This window comes from Streptomyces sp. CA-278952 (assembly GCF_028747205.1).
Taxonomy (GTDB): Bacteria; Actinomycetota; Actinomycetes; order Streptomycetales; family Streptomycetaceae; genus Streptomyces.
In genome coordinates this window covers 1386155-1402252 of the sequence record NZ_CP112880.1, presented here as the reverse complement: position 1 = coordinate 1402252, position 16098 = coordinate 1386155, and the positions used below count along the sequence as shown (strand labels likewise).

Annotated in this window: 13 protein-coding genes; 6 read left to right on the top strand and 7 right to left on the bottom strand. The window is 74.5% G+C overall.

Annotated features, from left to right (window positions below; all coding sequences use genetic code 11):
* Positions 1-125: 125 nt before the first annotated feature.
* The gene (locus N7925_RS06165) at positions 126-2894 is read right to left on the bottom strand and encodes an ABC transporter permease (RefSeq protein ID WP_274343286.1); all 2769 of its coding nucleotides are present in this window, start codon (positions 2892-2894) and stop codon (positions 126-128) included.
* On the bottom strand, positions 2891-3589 hold the full coding sequence (locus N7925_RS06160) for an ABC transporter ATP-binding protein (RefSeq protein ID WP_274346404.1): 699 nt from the start codon (positions 3587-3589) through the stop codon (positions 2891-2893). Before N7925_RS06160 ends, N7925_RS06165 begins: the two co-directional genes overlap by 4 nt.
* Before the next feature lie 179 nt (positions 3590-3768).
* On the opposite strand from N7925_RS06160, the gene N7925_RS06155 reads away from it, so the two are divergent.
* Both N7925_RS06155 and N7925_RS06150 read left to right on the top strand, forming a co-directional pair.
* Positions 3769-5001 carry a sensor histidine kinase gene (locus N7925_RS06155; protein ID WP_274343285.1) on the top strand — a complete coding sequence of 411 codons (1233 nt, stop codon included), beginning with the start codon at positions 3769-3771 and terminating at the stop codon, positions 4999-5001.
* Entirely contained in the window at positions 4989-5654 is a 666-nt protein-coding gene (locus N7925_RS06150; protein WP_274343284.1) for a LuxR C-terminal-related transcriptional regulator, read from the top strand. Before N7925_RS06155 ends, N7925_RS06150 begins: the two co-directional genes overlap by 13 nt.
* A 37-nt stretch (positions 5655-5691) precedes the next feature.
* Here the strand turns inward: N7925_RS06150 and N7925_RS06145 are convergent, their stop codons facing one another.
* Positions 5692-6084 carry a VOC family protein gene (locus N7925_RS06145; protein WP_265603761.1) on the bottom strand — a complete coding sequence of 131 codons (393 nt, stop codon included), beginning with the start codon at positions 6082-6084 and terminating at the stop codon, positions 5692-5694.
* A gap of 90 nt (positions 6085-6174) precedes the next feature.
* Between N7925_RS06145 and N7925_RS06140 the strand changes: the two genes are divergently transcribed.
* Positions 6175-6816, top strand: coding sequence for a nucleoside/nucleotide kinase family protein (locus N7925_RS06140; RefSeq protein WP_274343283.1), 642 nt, complete (start codon positions 6175-6177; stop codon positions 6814-6816).
* A gap of 197 nt (positions 6817-7013) precedes the next feature.
* Positions 7014-8159: an aminopeptidase P family protein gene (locus tag N7925_RS06135; RefSeq protein WP_274343282.1), complete on the top strand. Its 1146-nt coding sequence runs from the start codon at positions 7014-7016 to the stop codon at positions 8157-8159.
* Between the two features lie 21 nt (positions 8160-8180).
* Here N7925_RS06135 and N7925_RS06130 read toward each other — a convergent pair whose 3' ends face one another.
* Positions 8181-9200: an aldo/keto reductase gene (locus tag N7925_RS06130; RefSeq protein ID WP_274343281.1), complete on the bottom strand. Its 1020-nt coding sequence runs from the start codon at positions 9198-9200 to the stop codon at positions 8181-8183.
* A gap of 91 nt (positions 9201-9291) precedes the next feature.
* The gene (gene treZ / locus N7925_RS06125; protein ID WP_274343280.1) at positions 9292-11052 is read right to left on the bottom strand and encodes a malto-oligosyltrehalose trehalohydrolase; all 1761 of its coding nucleotides are present in this window, start codon (positions 11050-11052) and stop codon (positions 9292-9294) included.
* Positions 11053-11266: 214 nt separating this feature from the next.
* Between treZ and N7925_RS06120 the strand changes: the two genes are divergently transcribed.
* Both N7925_RS06120 and N7925_RS06115 read left to right on the top strand, forming a co-directional pair.
* Entirely contained in the window at positions 11267-12706 is a 1440-nt protein-coding gene (locus N7925_RS06120; RefSeq protein WP_274343279.1) for a GH1 family beta-glucosidase, read from the top strand.
* Between the two features lie 14 nt (positions 12707-12720).
* The gene (locus tag N7925_RS06115; RefSeq protein ID WP_274343278.1) at positions 12721-13851 is read left to right on the top strand and encodes an alpha-L-fucosidase; all 1131 of its coding nucleotides are present in this window, start codon (positions 12721-12723) and stop codon (positions 13849-13851) included.
* Here the strand turns inward: N7925_RS06115 and N7925_RS06110 are convergent.
* Positions 13823-14734 (bottom strand): GNAT family N-acetyltransferase, encoded by a 912-nt coding sequence (locus N7925_RS06110; RefSeq protein ID WP_274343277.1) that lies wholly within the window; start codon positions 14732-14734, stop codon positions 13823-13825. The two genes, N7925_RS06115 and N7925_RS06110, sit on opposite strands and share 29 nt — an antisense overlap.
* 268 nt (positions 14735-15002) lie before the next feature.
* The gene (locus N7925_RS06105) at positions 15003-15977 is read right to left on the bottom strand and encodes a GNAT family N-acetyltransferase (RefSeq protein ID WP_274343276.1); all 975 of its coding nucleotides are present in this window, start codon (positions 15975-15977) and stop codon (positions 15003-15005) included.
* Positions 15978-16098: the final 121 nt, after the last annotated feature.

Here is a 16098-nt window from a genome sequence, read left to right as displayed (position 1 = left end):
GCCTCTCGGCCCGCCTCGACCGTCGCCCAGCCCGTCTCCCGGCCCGCCCCGCCGGACGCTCGGCTTGCCTCTTGGCCCGCCCCGCCCCGCCGCCTCTCGCCCCGCCGCCCCTCACCCCTCACCCCTCACCCCGCCCGGCGTCCCAGGACGAAGCGTCCTCCGGCCGAGGCGCCCGGGACCAGCGTCCCCGCCGCCGCGGCGAGCGCCACCGCCCCCGCGATCACCGCGTAGTGCACCGGCGGGAGATAGGGTGCCGTGCCCGCCACCGAGACGGCGAACGCGGTCAGCGGGATCGCGGCCACCGCCGTGCCGATCACCAGCCCGGCGAACGTGACCAGACCGGTCTCCAGCACCAGCATCCGCCGCAGCTGCCGACGCCCCGTGCCGACCATCCGCAGCAGCCGGAACTCACCCCGGCGGCCGACCGTGATCAGCGCCAGCGTGCTCACCACCGCCAGCAGCGCGAAGCCGCCGATCACCCCGACGCCGATGACGATCACGGCGTTGTCCCCGTCCGACACCGGTGGAGCGATCGCCACGTCGTCGCCGGTGGCGGCCCGTACCGCGACCCCGCCGCCGTACGGAGCCAGCGCCCGACGCACCGCGGCCGCCGGGTCCGCACCGGACGCACCCCCGGTCCGGATCAGCACGGCCTGGTCCCGCGCGGCCGAGACATGGCCCGCCAACGCCTCGCGCGGGAAGAGGAACTCGCCCAGGCCCAGCTCGTGTTCGTACACCGCGACGACCCGGGGTTCCACCCGCGTACCGTCGCCGAGCCGCAGCGCGACCCGGTCCCCGGGGCCGACGTCCAGGCTCTTCGCCCGGTCCGCCCCGACCGCGACGGCGTCCCGCCCCGTAAGCCGGTCCAGGTCGCCCGCCGTGACGCCGGGATCGAGCGTGCCGGACAGGCCGCGCGCCTCCACGCCCAGCACGGGCAGCCGGGTCAGCACCGGCTCGCCGGCCTGCCGGTCGGCCAGGACGACCGCCGAACGCAGCACCCCGGTCGCCGCCGTGACCCCCGGAGCCTCCCGCACCGCCCGGGCCGCCCCGGCGGGCAGCCCCGCCCCGCCGCCCGTCGCCACCAGGTCCGCCCGCAGCGCGGCGGACGCCTGGTGGCCGGAGGCACGCTCCATCGTCGGCCCCGAGGCGAGCTGCACGCAGACGAACGCGACCACCAGCACGATCGGGGTGAACGCGGTGGCGAGCCGCCGGGTGTGCGCCGAGGCGGCCCGCTCGGCCAGGAACCCCGAGACCCCGCCCACCCGGCGCAGCGGGCGACCCAGCACGCCCAGGACGATCCGGGAGATCCGGGGCCCCAACAGGGCGACCGCGATCACCAGGGACAACGCCGCGCCCGAGGCGGCGGCGCCCGCCGCCTGGCCGCTCTGCGTCGTCGCGACCCCCGCCGAGCTGATCCCGGCGAAGGCCAGCACGGCCCCCGCCACCGTACGGAACCGTCCCGGCTCGCTCGGCTCGTCCGCCGTCACCGCACCCAGCGCGGCGGCCGGCCGCAGCCGGGTGATGGACCGGGCGGCGAGCATCGCGACCGGCCGCGCGAGCAGCGCGACCAGCAGCCCGCCGGTCAGCGCCGCGGCGGGCGGCAGCCACCACGGCACCGGCAGCGGCAGCGCATCGGTCGTCAGCAGCGAACGCATCGCGAGACCCAGTGGCACGGCACCGATGCCGCCCAGCAGTGCCGCCGCCGCGGATACCCGGCCCGCCTCCCGGCCGATCGCGGACCGCAGCTGACGGGGCGAGGCCCCCACCGCCCGCAGCAGCGCCAGCTCCCCGGACCGCTGATGGATCGCCTGGGACAGCGTCGAGGCGATCACGAGGAGCGCCACCATCAGCACGGTGCCGCCGATCGAACCGAGCAGGGCCAGCTGGTCACCGCGTCCGCCGAGCGCGTCCACGTGCTCGGCCTCCCCTCGCTCCGCACCCGTCAGCACCCGCACCCCCCGGTCGGACCCGGGGACGCCCGAACGCTCCGGCAGGACCGCGCCGATCGCGTCCCGCAGCGCGTCCCGCGAGACGCCCGGCTCCGCGACCACGCCGATCGCGTCGATCCGGCCCGGGTGCCCGGCCAGGGCGGTCAGCCGGGGCTCGGTGAAGAACACGGCCGGCGGAGCGTCGCCCCCGGCCCCGGAGCGGGCGATCCCGCTGACGGTGTACGTCCGGGCGGCTCCGCCGGCCCGCAGCACGACCCGCTCGCCCGGGGCCTGACCGCCCGCCGCGAGCGCGCCGTCCAGGACGACCTCCGTCGCGTCCCTTGGGGCCCGGCCCTCGGCCAGCTCGTACGGGGTGAGCACGGCGGACGGCCAGGAGCGGCCCACCGCGGGATGCCCGTTGCCCGTGGACACCGGCACGGAATCGTCCGCGACGGCCTTAGCCACCCCGTCGGCCCCCGCCACCGCGGCCAGCACCGACCGGTCCAGGCGGGCCCGCTCCGGCAGATACGCCGTCGCGGTCCTCGGTTCACTGCCCCAGGGCTTCGCGGTGTACGACACCTTCTGGTCCGCCGCCACCACCGCGTCCGCGCCGGCGTACCGCTGCACCGGCGGCGCGGCCACCAGCAGCGAGCCGACGACGAACGCGAACGCGCCGACCAGCGCGGCGGCGGCGCCCGTCGCCACGATCACCGCCGCCCAGGCCCGCCGGTGCGTGGCCAGCGACCGCCGGGCCAGGAACGCCGACGCCCGCCGCGACCCCTGCCGCACCCCCAGCGGCTCCCGCGCCGCCGTGCTCACCCGTCCGGTCCGGGCTCCCGACGGCTTCCTGGCCGCCGCGCCCGTGCGTCCGGTCGGTACTTCCGACGGCTCCTGGGCCGCCGCGCCCGTACGCCCGTCCGGTACTTCCGACGGCTCCTGGGCCGCCGCGCCCGTACGCCTTCTCATCGCAGCCGACCGCCGTCCATCGTCAGCACGGTGTCCGCCCAGCTCGCCGCCACGGGGTCATGGGTGACCATCACGACCGTGCGGCCCTCGATCCGTACGGCGTCCCGCAGCAGCGCCAGCACCAGCGCCGCGGACTCCGGGTCGAGGGAGGCGGTCGGCTCGTCCGCGAAGATCACCTCCGGCTCCGTCACCAGCGCCCGCGCCACCGCGACCCGCTGCTGCTGGCCGCCCGACAGCGTCGACGGCCCGTCGCCGCCGCGCCCCGCGAGACCCACCCGGGCCAGCAACTCCCGTCCCCGCGCCAGCACATCTGGGCCGCCCGGGTCCGCGCCGCCCAGCACCAGCGGCAGCACCACGTTCTCCTCGATGGACAGCGACGGCACCAGGTTGAGCGCGTGCGACTGGAAGACGAACCCGATCCGGTCCCGGCGCAGCCGGGTCAGCGCGGCCTCCGAGAGCGACCCGAGATCCGTGCCGGCGATCCTGACCGTGCCCGAGGTCGGCCGGTCCAGGCCCGCCGCGACCTGGAGGAAGGTGCTCTTGCCCGAACCCGAGGGGCCGACCACCGCGGTGAAACTGCCGGCCGGAACAGCGCAGCTGACCCCGTCGAGCGCCGTCGTCCTCCGACTGCTCCCGCGTCGCCCGTAGCTCCGGCTCACCCCCTCCAGACCGAGCGCGGCCGCCTGCTCCACCATCGTCGTACCCACTGTTCGCCTCCACCGTCCCCGTACCGTTTGACCTGCTAGAACGCTATGAGTCGGGACGCGTCCGGGCGAGGGTGCGCACTACCGGACCCGGGGTACAGCCAGCTCCACCCCCGGCCGGGGGACCGCCCCCCTCCGGCGGCGGGCCCGCCCCCGTACCGTGGGCTGCCATGAGCAGCTCACCACCTGGTCCCCTCACGGTCGCCGTCCGGCGTTCCTGGGACGCCTCGCGCTACCTCCTCATCGGCATCGGGGTCGCGATGCTGACCTACGTCGGCGCGTTCCTGGTGGTGGCCGCCCTCCTCTTCGCCGTCGCGATCATCGGGCTGCCCGCGCTGCCGGAGGCCGCCACGCTGCTGCGCCGTGCCGCCTCGGCGGAGAGCCGCAGGGCGGCGGCCCGGCTCGGGCCGGGACACCGCCCCGCGTCGTATCCGCCGCTGGGCGGCGGCGAGTTGCCCGAGCGGGTCCGCCGGACGCTCACCGACCGGACCACCTGGCGGCTCGCGCTCTGGCTGCCCGTCCAGACGCTCTTCGGCATGGGGCTCGGCTACCTCACGATGATCCTCTGGCCCGTCGCCCTGCTGGTGGACGGCATCGCGCTGTCCGTCGTGGGACTGGTGGACCGGCGGCGGGCCGACGAGTACGGCATCGAGCCGCCCGACCGGCCCGGCTGGGCCCTGCGCTGGCACCCGGTGCTGGCCGACCTCTCGGCGGGCTGGACCATGGCCCTGCTCGCCCCGCCGCCCGCCGCCGAACTCACCGAGCGGATCGCCCACCTCACCGAGAGCCGGGCCGGCGCGGTCGCCGCGCACGGGGCCGAACTGCGGCGTATCGAGCGGGACCTGCACGACGGCGCCCAGGCCAGGATCGTCGCCCTGTCGATGCGGATCGGGCTCGCCAAACAGCTGCTCGACCGCGATCCGGCCGCCGCGCGGGCCCGCCTGGACGAGGCGCAGGACGGGGCCGAAGCCGCGCTCGCCGAGCTGCGGCACGTGGTGCGCGGCATCCACCCGCCGGTCCTCACCGACCGTGGACTGGCCGGTGCGGTACGGGCGTTGGCCGCCGATGTCGCCGTACCCGTCACGGCGGAGCTGGACGCGGTGGAGGACGGGCGGCGGCTGCCCGCCGCGATCGAGGCCGCCGCCTACTTCGTGGTCGCCGAGGCGCTCACCAACATCAGCAAGCACAGCGGCGCCACCGCCGCCCGGGTCCGCGTCGACCGGCCCCCCGGCCTCCTGCGGGTGACCATCGGCGACGATGGTCGCGGCGGCGCGGACGAACGCGCCGGCAGCGGGCTGGTGGGCATCCGGCGGCGGGTCGCCGCGCTGGACGGCGCCACCCGCGTCAGCAGCCCCACCGGGGGGCCGACGGACATCGAAGTGGAGCTGCCGTGCGGATCGTGATCGCCGAGGACAACGCCCTCCTGCGCGAGGGCCTCGTCCTCCTGCTCACCAGCTCCGGACACGAGGTGGTGGCCGACGCGGCGGCCGGCCCGGAGATCCTGCCCGCCCTGCTCGAACACCGCCCGGACGTCGCCGTGCTGGACGTACGGCTGCCGCCCACCTTCCGCGACGAGGGGCTGCGGGCCGCGATCGCCGCCCGCGCCGAACTGCCCGGCCTGCCGATCCTGGTCCTGTCGCAGTACGTCGAGGAGACGTACGCCGCCGAGCTGCTCGCCCAAGGCGCCCGGGGCATCGGCTACCTGCTCAAGGACCGGGTGGGCCGGGTCGAGCAGTTCCTGGAGGCCCTGGACCGGGTGGCGGCGGGCGGCACCGCGCTCGACCCGGAGGTGGTCACGCAGCTCCTCACCCGCAAGTCCTCGGCGGGCCCGCTCCAGAGCCTCACCGCCCGCGAGCGCGAGGTCCTGGAGCACATGGCGCAGGGCAAGGCGAACGCCACCATCGCCGCCGAACTCACCGTCTCCGAACGGGCGGTGAGCAAGCACATCGGCTCGATCTTCGCCAAGCTCGGCCTGGAGCCGGACGACGGCGCCGTCCACCGCCGCGTCCTCGCGGTGCTGGCCTACCTGGAGGGCCGGGACGGCTCCACCTCGTAAGGGGGCCGGTGGCGGGGTCGCACCGGGGGCGTGCGGGTCAGGCGGCGGGCTGGAGCAGGTCCCAGCGGTTGCCGTAGAGGTCCTCGAAGACCGCGACGGAGCCGTACGGCTCGTGCCGGGGCTCCTCCAGGAACCGCACCCCGGCCGCCGCCATCCGGGCGTGGTCGGCCGCGAAGTCCTCGGTGTGCAGGAAGAAGCCGACCCGGCCGCCCGTCTGCGCCCCCACGGCCCCGCTCTGGACCTCGTCCTTCGCGCGGGCCAGCAGCAGCCCCGTGCCGGGCGCGGCTCCGCGCGGGCGCACCACCACCCAGCGGGTGCCGTCGCCCCGGTCGGTGTCCTCCACCAGCTCGAAGCCGAGCGCGTCGCGGTAGAACGCGAGCGCCTCGTCGTAGTCGCGGACGACCAGGGTGACCAGGGCGATACGGGACATGGCGGGGGAGCCTTCCATCGATGAGGTTATACGTAACACTAACGCCGTCACACTAACGCCTGGGCTCCCCGTCGTCGCACAATGCCCCGCATGGACATCGTGGACGGCACGAGCGCCGGCGGCCTCGCCGCCCTGACGGACCGGGCCCGCGCCCTCGCCGCGACCGGAGGACGACGGGTCCTGGGGATCGCGGGCCCGCCCGGGGCCGGCAAGTCCACCCTGGCGGAACGGCTCGTCGCGGCCCTGGACGGAGGCGCCGCCCTCGTCCCGATGGACGGCTTCCACCTCGCCGCCGCCGAGCTGGACCGCCTCGGCCGCGCCGACCGCAAGGGCGCCCCCGACACCTTCGACGCGGCCGGGTACGCGGCCCTGCTGCGGCGGCTGCGCGCACCGGACCCGCTGCACGCGGTCTACGCCCCGGCCTTCGACCGGTCCCTGGAGGAGCCGGTCGCGGGTTCGCTGCCCGTGGAGCCGGACGTCCCGCTCGTCGTCACCGAGGGGAACTACCTGCTGCTCGACGCCGGCCCCTGGGCCCCGGTGCGCGGGCTGCTGGACGAGGTGTGGTTCCTGGAACTCGACCCGGAGGCCCGGGTGCGCCGGCTCGTCGACCGCCATGTCCGCCACGGCAGGCCCCGGCGGCGCGCGGAGGAGTGGGTGGCCCGGTCCGACGAGGCGAACGCCCGGCTGGTGGAGCGGGGCCGGGACCGGGCGGACCTGATCGTGCGCCTCTGACCGACCGGTCGTTGCCGACGGCACCTGCTGGTCGTTGCCGATGGCGGCGGCTGGTCGTTGCCGACGGCGCCTGCTGGTCGTTCCCGATGGCGCCCGCCGGCGTCGCCGACGTCCGACGCACTCCGGCAAGCCGGTCGCGCACGCCCCGCCGGGCGGGCAGGATGCTGTGTGCCGTGTCGCACCGCCAGGAGGCCCTGATGTCCAGCCCGAGCCCGTCCGCCCAGCAGTCCGCCCCGCCGCCCTTCACCGCCGCCGACTACCGGGCCCGGATGGCGCGCGCCGCCGAGTCCGCCGCCGAGGCCGGGCTCGCCGGGGTGATCGTCGCGCCGGGTCCCGACCTCGTCCACCTCACCGGCTACCGCCCCGTGAGCACCGAACGCCTCACCCTCCTCGTGCTGCGGGCCGGCCAGGACCCGGTCCTGGTGGTCCCGACCCTGGAGGCCCCCGACGCGGCCGCCGCCACCGGGGCGCCCGCCCTCACCCTGCGGGACTGGACCGACGGCAAGGACCCGTACGCGGTGACCGCCCCGCTGCTGGACGCCGAGGGCCGCTTCGGCGTCAGCGACAACGCCTGGGCGATGCATCTGCTCGGCCTCCAGCGGGAGCTGCCCGGCACCTCCTACACCGCGCTCACCGAGGCGCTCCCGATGCTCCGCGCGGTGAAGGACGCCGCCGAGCTGGAACGGCTCACCGCCGCCGGAGCCGCCGCGGACGCCACGTACGAGGAGATCCTCAAGGTGCGCTTCTCCGGCCGCCGCGAGGTCGACGTGGCCACCGATCTGGCCGCCCTCCTCCGCGAGTTCGGACACTCCCAGGTCGACTTCACCGTCGTCGGCTCCGGCCCCAACGGGGCCAACCCGCACCACGAGGCCGGGGCACGCACCATCGAGCGCGGCGACATGGTCGTCCTCGACTTCGGCGGCCTCAAGCACGGCTACGGCTCCGACACCTCCCGTACGGTTCACGTCGGCGAGCCCACCGCCGAGGAGCAGCGGGTCCACGACATCGTCCGCGAGGCCCAGCAGGCGGGCTGTGCCGCCGTCCGGCCCGGCGTCGCCTGCCAGGAGATCGACCGGGCCGCCCGCGCGGTGATCACCGGATTCGGCTACGGCGAACGGTTCATCCACCGCACCGGCCACGGCATCGGCGTCACCACCCACGAGCCGCCCTACATGATCGAGGGCGAGGAGCAGCCGCTGGTGCCGGGCATGTGCTTCTCCGTGGAGCCGGGCATCTACCTCCCGGGCCGCTTCGGCGTCCGGATCGAGGACATCGTGGCGGTCACCGAGGACGGCGGGCGGCGGCTCAACACCACCGCCCGCGAACTGGCCGTCGTGGAGTAGACGGCCCCGGGCCTCCCCGGCTCAGTCGTCGCGCGGCTCCCGGTCCCGGAAGCGGTGCAGGACGTCGTACGGGTAGGGCAGCGGCCGGGCGCTCGCCGCGTCCAGCCGCTCGGCCTGCTCCGCCGTCAGCTCCCAGCCCGCCGCGCCGAGACTGTCGGCCAGCTGTTCCGGCGTCCGGGCCCCGACGATCGGCGCGGTGACGCCGGGACGGCCGAGCAGCCAGCGCAGCGCGGTCTGCGCCGGAGTGCGGCCCGCCTCCTCGGCCACCGCGACGACCGCCTCCACGACCCTCCAGGTCTCCTCGTTGTCCCGCTCCCGCCAGGCCTCCCGGCCCAGCTCCTCCTGGTAGCGGGCCTCCCGGGTCCCCGGCGCGGCGGCGGTCATCCCGCGCCGGTACTTGCCGGTCAGCCAGCCGCCCTGGAGCGGGCTCCACGGGATGATGCCGACGCCCTCCGCCGCGCTGACGGGGACCAGTTCCCACTCGATCTCGCGCGCCAGCAGGTTGTACAGCGGCTGGAGGGCTACGTACCGCTCCCAGCCGTTCCGGTCCGCGAGGTCCTGGGAGCGCTGGAGCTGGGAGGCGGAGACGTTGCTCGCGCCGAGGTAGCGGACCTTGCCCGCCTTCACCAGCGTGTCCAGGGTGGAGAGGGTCTCCTCGACCGGCGTCGTCGCGTCCCACACATGCGTCTGGTAGAGGTCGATGTGGTCCGTGCCGAGGCGGCGCAGGCTCGCCTCCACCGCCGACACGATGTGCTTGCGGCTCAGCCCGCCCGCGTTCGGGGACTCGCCCATCGTCCCGAACACCTTGGTGGCGATGACGAGATCGTCGCGCCTGCGGCCCTTCAGCCACCGGCCGACGATCTCCTCGGAGACGCCGTGGTTGTACACGTCGGCGGTGTCGACGAACGTGCCGCCCGCCTCCGTGAACGTGTCGAGGATCCGATGGGCGGCCGCCTCGTCGGTGTCCTGGCCGAACGTCATCGTCCCCAGGCACAGTTCGCTGACGCGCAGCCCCGAACGGCCCAGGAATCGCTGCTTCATGGTGTTCCTCTCGTGGTTTCGTGCACTGCGCCGAACGCTACGAGTTGAAGTGCACGCGAAGGCAAGAAAGCTGACGGTCCGTTGTCTCCGCTCAGTCGTCGGCCAGGACCACGCACGACTCCGGCGGCAGATGCAGGACCCCGTCCGCCCCCGGGGCCTCCACGGTCTCCCAGGCCGCCAACACCCGCCCACCGAGCCGTCGGTGACGTCCGGAGCCCAGCGTAATCGCGGCCGGCTTGTCCGCGAGGTTCACCGCGATCCGCAGGTCGCCCCTGCGGTACGCCAGCCAGCGCGCGTCCTCGTCGTAAGCGGTCTTCACCGAGGCCAGGTCGGGATCGTGCAGATCAGGCAACGAGCGCCGCAGCGCGATCAGTTCGCGGTACCAGGCGAGCAGTCGAGCGTGCGGTTCGCGCTCCGGCTCGGTCCAGTCGAGACAGGAGCGGTCCCGGGTCGCCGGGTCCTGGGGGTCGGGGATCTCCTCCTGAGCCCAGCCGTGCGCGCCGAACTCCCGCCGCCTGCCGTTGCGTACGGCCTCGGCCAGCTCCGGGTCCGTGTGGTCGGTGAAGAACTGCCAGGGGGTCCGCGCCCCCCACTCCTCGCCCATGAAGAGCATCGGCGTGAACGGGCCCGTCAGCACCAGGGCCGCCGCGCAGGCCTGGAGCCCGGGGGGCAGGGAGGCGGCCGACCGGTCGCCGAGCGCCCGGTTGCCGATCTGATCGTGCGTCTGCGCGTAGCCCACGAAGCGGTGGGCCGGGGTGCGCGTCACGTCGACCGGGCGGCCGTGGGTGCGGCCCCGGAAGCTGGAGAAGGTCCCGTTGTGGAAGAAGCCCGACGTCACCGTCTTGGCGAGGGCAGCGAGCGGAGCACGGGCGAAGTCGGCGTAGTAGCCCTGGGACTCGCCGGTGAGCGCGGTGTGCAGGGCGTGGTGGAAGTCGTCGTTCCACTGGGCGTGCAGCCCGAGGCCGCCCGCCGGACGCGGGGTCGTGGTGCGCGGGTCGCAGAGGTCGGACTCGGCGATCAGCCCGAGCGGCCTGCCCACCTCGACCGCCAGCGCGTCGACCGCCGCCGACAGCTCCTCCAGGAAGGTGAGCGCCCGGGTGTCGGCCAGCGCGTGCACCGCGTCGAGCCGCAGCCCGTCGAGCCGGTAGTCGCGCAACCAGGCCAGGGCGCTGCCCAGCAGGAACGCCCGCACCTCGTCGGAGCCCGGAGCGTCCAGATTGACCGCCGCGCCCCACGGGGTGTGGTGGGTGTCGGTGAAGTACGGGCCGAAGGCGGGCAGGTGGTTCCCGGACGGGCCCAGGTGGTTGTGGACGACGTCCAGGACCACCCCGAGCCCCAGCCCGTGCGCCGTGTCGACAAAGCGCTTCAGTCCCTCGGGTCCGCCGTACGGCTCGTGCACCGCCCACAGCGAGACGCCCTCGTACCCCCAGCCGTTGACGCCCGGGAACGGGCAGACGGGCATCAGCGACACATGGGTGACGCCCAGCTCCGCCAGATGGCCCAGCCGCGCCGCCGCAGCGTCGAAGGTGCCCTCGGGGGTGTACGTCCCCACGTGCAGCTCGTACAGCACCGCACGGTTCAGCCGCCGCCCCGCCCACGCCCCGCGCCAGGCGTACGCCTCCTGGTCGACGACCGCGCTCGGCCCGTCGGGCCCGTCCGGCTGGCGCCGCGAACGGGGGTCCGGCAGCAGGGGGCCCTCGTCCAGCCGGAACCCGTACCGGAGCCCGTCCGAGGCCTCCGTCTCGGCCGTCCACCACCCCTCGCGCCCCGCGTCACGCTCCATCGGGCACCGGACGTCCGCCGCCTCCAGCACGACCGAGTCCGCCTCGGGGGCCCACACCTCGAACTGCATCCACCACTCCTCGTCCCTGGGCGGGGCGCGCGGCCGCCCGGGGACGGGCTCCACGATCCTCGCGACAGGCTCTGTTGCCGCCCGCCACCGGCGATTAAGGTCTGGTCCTGATCATTGCCCGGCGAGGCGCCCGCTCATACGGATTCCGCTCACACGTACTGGTTCTGCCGGCACGTAGGGGTTTCGCTCATACGTACGGCTGCTGGAGGCCGCGATGACCCTGCCGATGTTCCCTCCCGGCTTCCTCTGGGGAGCCTCCGCCTCCGCCTTCCAGACCGAGGGGGCGGTGGACGCGGACGGCAAGGGCCCCTCCGGCTGGGACGCCTTCGCCGCGCTGCCCGGCCGGATCAAGGACGGCACCGACACCACCCGGGGCACCGGATTCCACGCCCGCTACCGCGAGGACGTCGCCCTGCTGGCCGGCCTCGGCGCCGACGCCTTCCGGTTCTCCGTCAGCTGGCCGCGCGTGGTGCCCGGCGGCAGCGGAGCCGTCAACGCCGACGGGCTCGACTTCTACGACCGGCTCGTCGACGAGCTCTGCGCCCACGGCATCACCCCCGCACCCACCCTCTACCACTGGGACACCCCGCTCCCGCTGGAGGAGGCGGGCGGCTGGCTCGACCGCGACACCGCCTACCGCTTCGCCGAGTACGCGGGCATCGTCGCCGAACGCCTCGCCGACCGCGTCCCCATGTGGATCACGGTCAACGAGCCCGCCGAGGTCACCCTGCTCGGCTACGCGCTGGGCGAGCACGCCCCCGGCCGCACCCTCCTCTTCGACGCCCTGCCCGCCGCCCACCACCAGCTCCTCGCCCACGGCCTCGCCGTCCGCGCCCTGCGCGCGGGGGGCGCGGACAACATCGGCGCCGCCCTCTCGCACGCCCCGGTCTGGACGGCGGGCGACACCGACGAGGACCGCCTCGGAGCGGAGCTGTACGACACGCTCACCAACTGGCTCTTCGCCGACCCGGTCCTCACCGGCCGCTACCCGGACGAGAACCTCGCCGCGCTGATGCCGGGCCCGGTCGCCGACGACCTCAAGGTCATCTCCACCCCGCTCGACTGGTACGGCGTGAACTACTACAACCCCACCCTCGTCGGAGCACCCGGGCCGGAGGCGCCGGCGACCTTCTCCGGCTTCAAGATGCCCGGTGAACTGCCCTTCGGCATACGGGAGATCGAAGGGTACGAGAAGACCGGCTTCGGCTGGCCCGTGGTCCCCGAGGGGCTGACCGAGATCGTCACCGCGCTCCACACCCGCTACGGCGACCGCCTCCCGCCGCTGTACATCACCGAGAACGGCTGCGCCCTGGAGGAGCCCCACGCGGACGACCGCCGCATCGCCTATCTGGAGAGCCACCTGCGAGCCCTGCGCGCGGCGATGGACGCCGGGGTGGACGTGCGCGGCTACTTCACCTGGTCGCTCACCGACAACGTCGAGTGGACGGAGGGCGCCTCGCAGCGGTTCGGCCTGGTCCACATCGACTACGAGACCCTGACCCGTACGCCCAAGCGGTCCTACGCCTGGTACCGCGACCTGATCCGCGCACAGAAAGCACAGAAGGCACAGAAAGCACAGAAGGCACAGAGGGCACAGAAAACACAGAAGTGGAATCCGGCGGTCGAGGGGGCTTACGCAGCTCCCCCCGAATGATCAATACTCCCGCCATGGTCGCTTCATGGTGGTCCCGGGCCCAACTGGGGATCTTCGTCCACTGGACACCCGCATCCGTTCCCGGCTGGGCCCCGCCCTACGTCCCCGCCGCCGAACTCCCGGCGGCGGGCTGGCGTGCGCCGCTGGGCTGGACCTCGTACGCGGAGTGGTACGAGAACGCGCTCCGCTTCCCCGGCTCCCCGGTCGCCGCCCACCACCGCGCCACCTACGGGAAGCGCCCCTACACGGAGTTCGGCCGCGACTTCGAGGACGGGCTCGCCGGCTGGGACCCGGCCGCCTGGGCCCGCGCCTTCCGCGAGGCGGGCGCCGGCTACGCGGTCCTGGTCACCAAGCACCACGACGGGTTCTGCCTGTGGCCCTCGGAGACGGAGAACCCGCACCGCTCCGGCTGGCACACCACCCGGGACGTGGTGGGCGAGTTCGCCGAAGCCGTACGGGCCGAGGGCCTGCGCTTCGGCGTCTACTACTCCGGGGGGCTCGACTGGACCTTCGACGACCGGCCCATCGGCACCGCCGCCGACATGTTCTCCGCCGTCCCGCGCGGCAGCTACCCGGCCTACGCCGACGCGCAACTGCGGGAGCTGATCCGCCGCTACCGGCCCGACATCCTCTGGAACGACATCGCCTGGCCCGCCTCCGCCGGCGAGATCCGCTCCCTGGTCGACTTCTACCGCTTCACCGTCCCGCACGGCGTCGTCAACGACCGTCTCCTGCCCTACGCCCCGCACTGGCGGGGCCTGAACCTGCCGGGAGCGAAGGCGCTGTACAACTGGTGGGACCGCCGGACGGTGGCGCAGGGCGAGGGCTTCGTCCCACGCACACCGCCCGTCTTCGACTTCCGCACCCCGGAGTACGCCCGCTACGAGGGCAGCGACCCGTACGAGATCACCCGGGGCGTCGACCACAGCTTCGGCTACAACCGGGCCTCGGGGGCCGACGCCTTCATCGGCCGCGAAGCCCTCACCTCACTGGTCCGCGACACGGCGGCCGACGGCGGAAACGTCCTGCTCAACGTGGGGCCGCGCGGCGAGGACGCGACGATCCCCGCCGAGCAGCGGCTCCGCCTGGAGTGGCTGGCCGAGGAGGCCGGGGCCCTCACGCCAGATGGACCCATTCCTGGGTGACCGGGTACCCGGCGCGGGCGAACGCGGCGGCCATCGGCACGTTCCCCTGGTCCGTCGCGCCCGCGACGAACTCGGCGCCCTGCTCGACCAGGAAGCGGGTGCACTCCACCAGCAGGTCGTAGCCGTAGCCGTGCCCGCGCGCCTCGGGGACGACCCCGATGAAACCGACGCAGGGCCCCGACGGGTTGTGCGCGGGCACCTGGATGCCCGCCACCTCGCCGTCCGGCGTGTACGCCAGCCGCAGCCACTCCCGCGGCGAGGGGCACCAGTGGAAGAAGTCCAACTCCTCCTGGGCTGCCGCCTCCAGCCCACCGGGGCCCTCGATGGCCTTGCGGGCGTGGGCGTCCAGCGTGGCCGAGTGGACCCGGCGCAGGACGTCGAGGACGACGGCGTCGTCCGGCTCCGGACGGAAGGTGAGCCGGCCTGTCCGCTCCGGCAGGGGGCAGTCGGGGGTCCACCGGTAGCGGTAGCGCTCGACCAGCGGCTTCATGCCGGCCGCCGTCGCGGCGGCGACCCGCGCCTCGACGGCGGCCCGCACCGCCGGGTCGTCCCGCCACCCGGCGGGTGCGATCAGCTCGTACTCCTTGTCGAACGGGGCGCGGCGCAGGAGTTCGGCGCCCGCATCCGCCTCCCCGTCCGCGAAGTCGAACCAGTTGAGCACGACGGGCTCGGTGTCGTCGGGCCCGCCCCACCAGGCGGCCCTGGCGATCACGGTGTCGTCGCGCAGGGCGACCCAGGACCAGTCGGGGCGGTACTCGCCGCCGTCGGCCGTCGAGGTGTAGGCGTGGCCGAAGGCGGCCCGGCCGACGAGGGGGCTGCCCTGGAACGTGGTGAAGAGTGCGGCGTCGCTCGGCGTGAGCGCGCGGATGACCGGATCGGTCATGGAAATGTCCTCCGGGACGGAATGCCGCGCTCCCGGTCAGACGAGGAGGTCCGACACCGCCCGGCGGGCGGGACGGGAGCGCGAGAGTGACGTACTGCGGATGGTGGTGCCGTTGTTCCTGCGCACGTTTCCCGCCTCCTTCCGCGACCGGTGCCGATGTCGGTGCCGACCGTAGCCGCCCCCCGCGCCCGCCGTCCACCGGATTAACGGGCCGGGTCAACGGGCCGGGTCAACGGGTCGGGTCAACGGGTCGGGTCAACGGGTCGGGTCAACGGGTCGGATCAACGGGGCTGTCCCAGACCATGTTGAACGCCCGCTCGAAGTTGACGTACCCGAGACGCTCGAAGGACTTCGCCATCGGTACGTTGCCGAGGTCGGTCGCCGCCCGGATCCGGTCCACGCCCTCGGCCGCCAGTACGCGGGTGCCCTCGGCGAGGAGGTCGTCGATGTACCCGTGTCCGCGCCGGGCGGGCAGCACCCCGATGTACGCGATGATCGGGTTGTAGCTGTTGCGGGCCGGGATGACGAAGCCGACCGGCTCACCGGTGGGCAGTTCGGCGATCCGCCACCAGTCCATCGGGGTGGAGTACCCCGCCAGCTCCTCGTCGTAGTGCTTCTCGGCCGCCTTGCGCACATCGAGCCCGGACGCCAAGTTCTCCTGCCCGTGGGCGTCGAGGGTGCCCTCCATCACCGGTGCCATCAGCGCGACCAGGTCCTCCCGGCCGGCGACCGGACGGAACACCAGCCGGCCGGAGTCCTCGGGCACCGGCGTACCGGCCCGCCACTCCAGCCGCAGCCGCTCCACCAGCATCCTGGCCCCGGTCTCCTCCATCACCCGGATCCGCGCCCCCACGAGGTCCCGGGCGACCGGGTCCTCGTGCCAGTCCGGCGGTACGAACCGCCCGTACTCGGGCCGCTCCGCACCGGCGGGCAGCACGGCAGCCGTCGCCGTCTCCAGCAGCCGGACGCCGATCGCGACGCGCTCCGGGACCGGAAGCGTGTCGTCCAGGTCGAAGAAGTCCAGCGCCAGCGGACCGTTCCCCGCGGCGTCGGTCCACCAGGCGGCCCTGGCAACGACCCGCTCCCCGTCCAGGGCGACCCACATCCACCCCGGGACGCGGCGCCCGGTGGCGAGGTCGTCGGCCAGCTCGTGGTCGAGAACGTAGGAAAGGCCGCAGAACAGGTCGAGCTCAGCGGGCCCGGACAGCGGACGGACCGTCAACCGCGATGGAACAGGGGGCACGGAGTCTCCTCGTGATGGATGAGCGGCAGACCCTAGCAAGGGGCTCCGCAGGCCAGCGGCGCAGGTCAGCGCGGGAGGAACACGGCCTCATCTGGACACCCCGGGCCCCTCGGCCCGACAA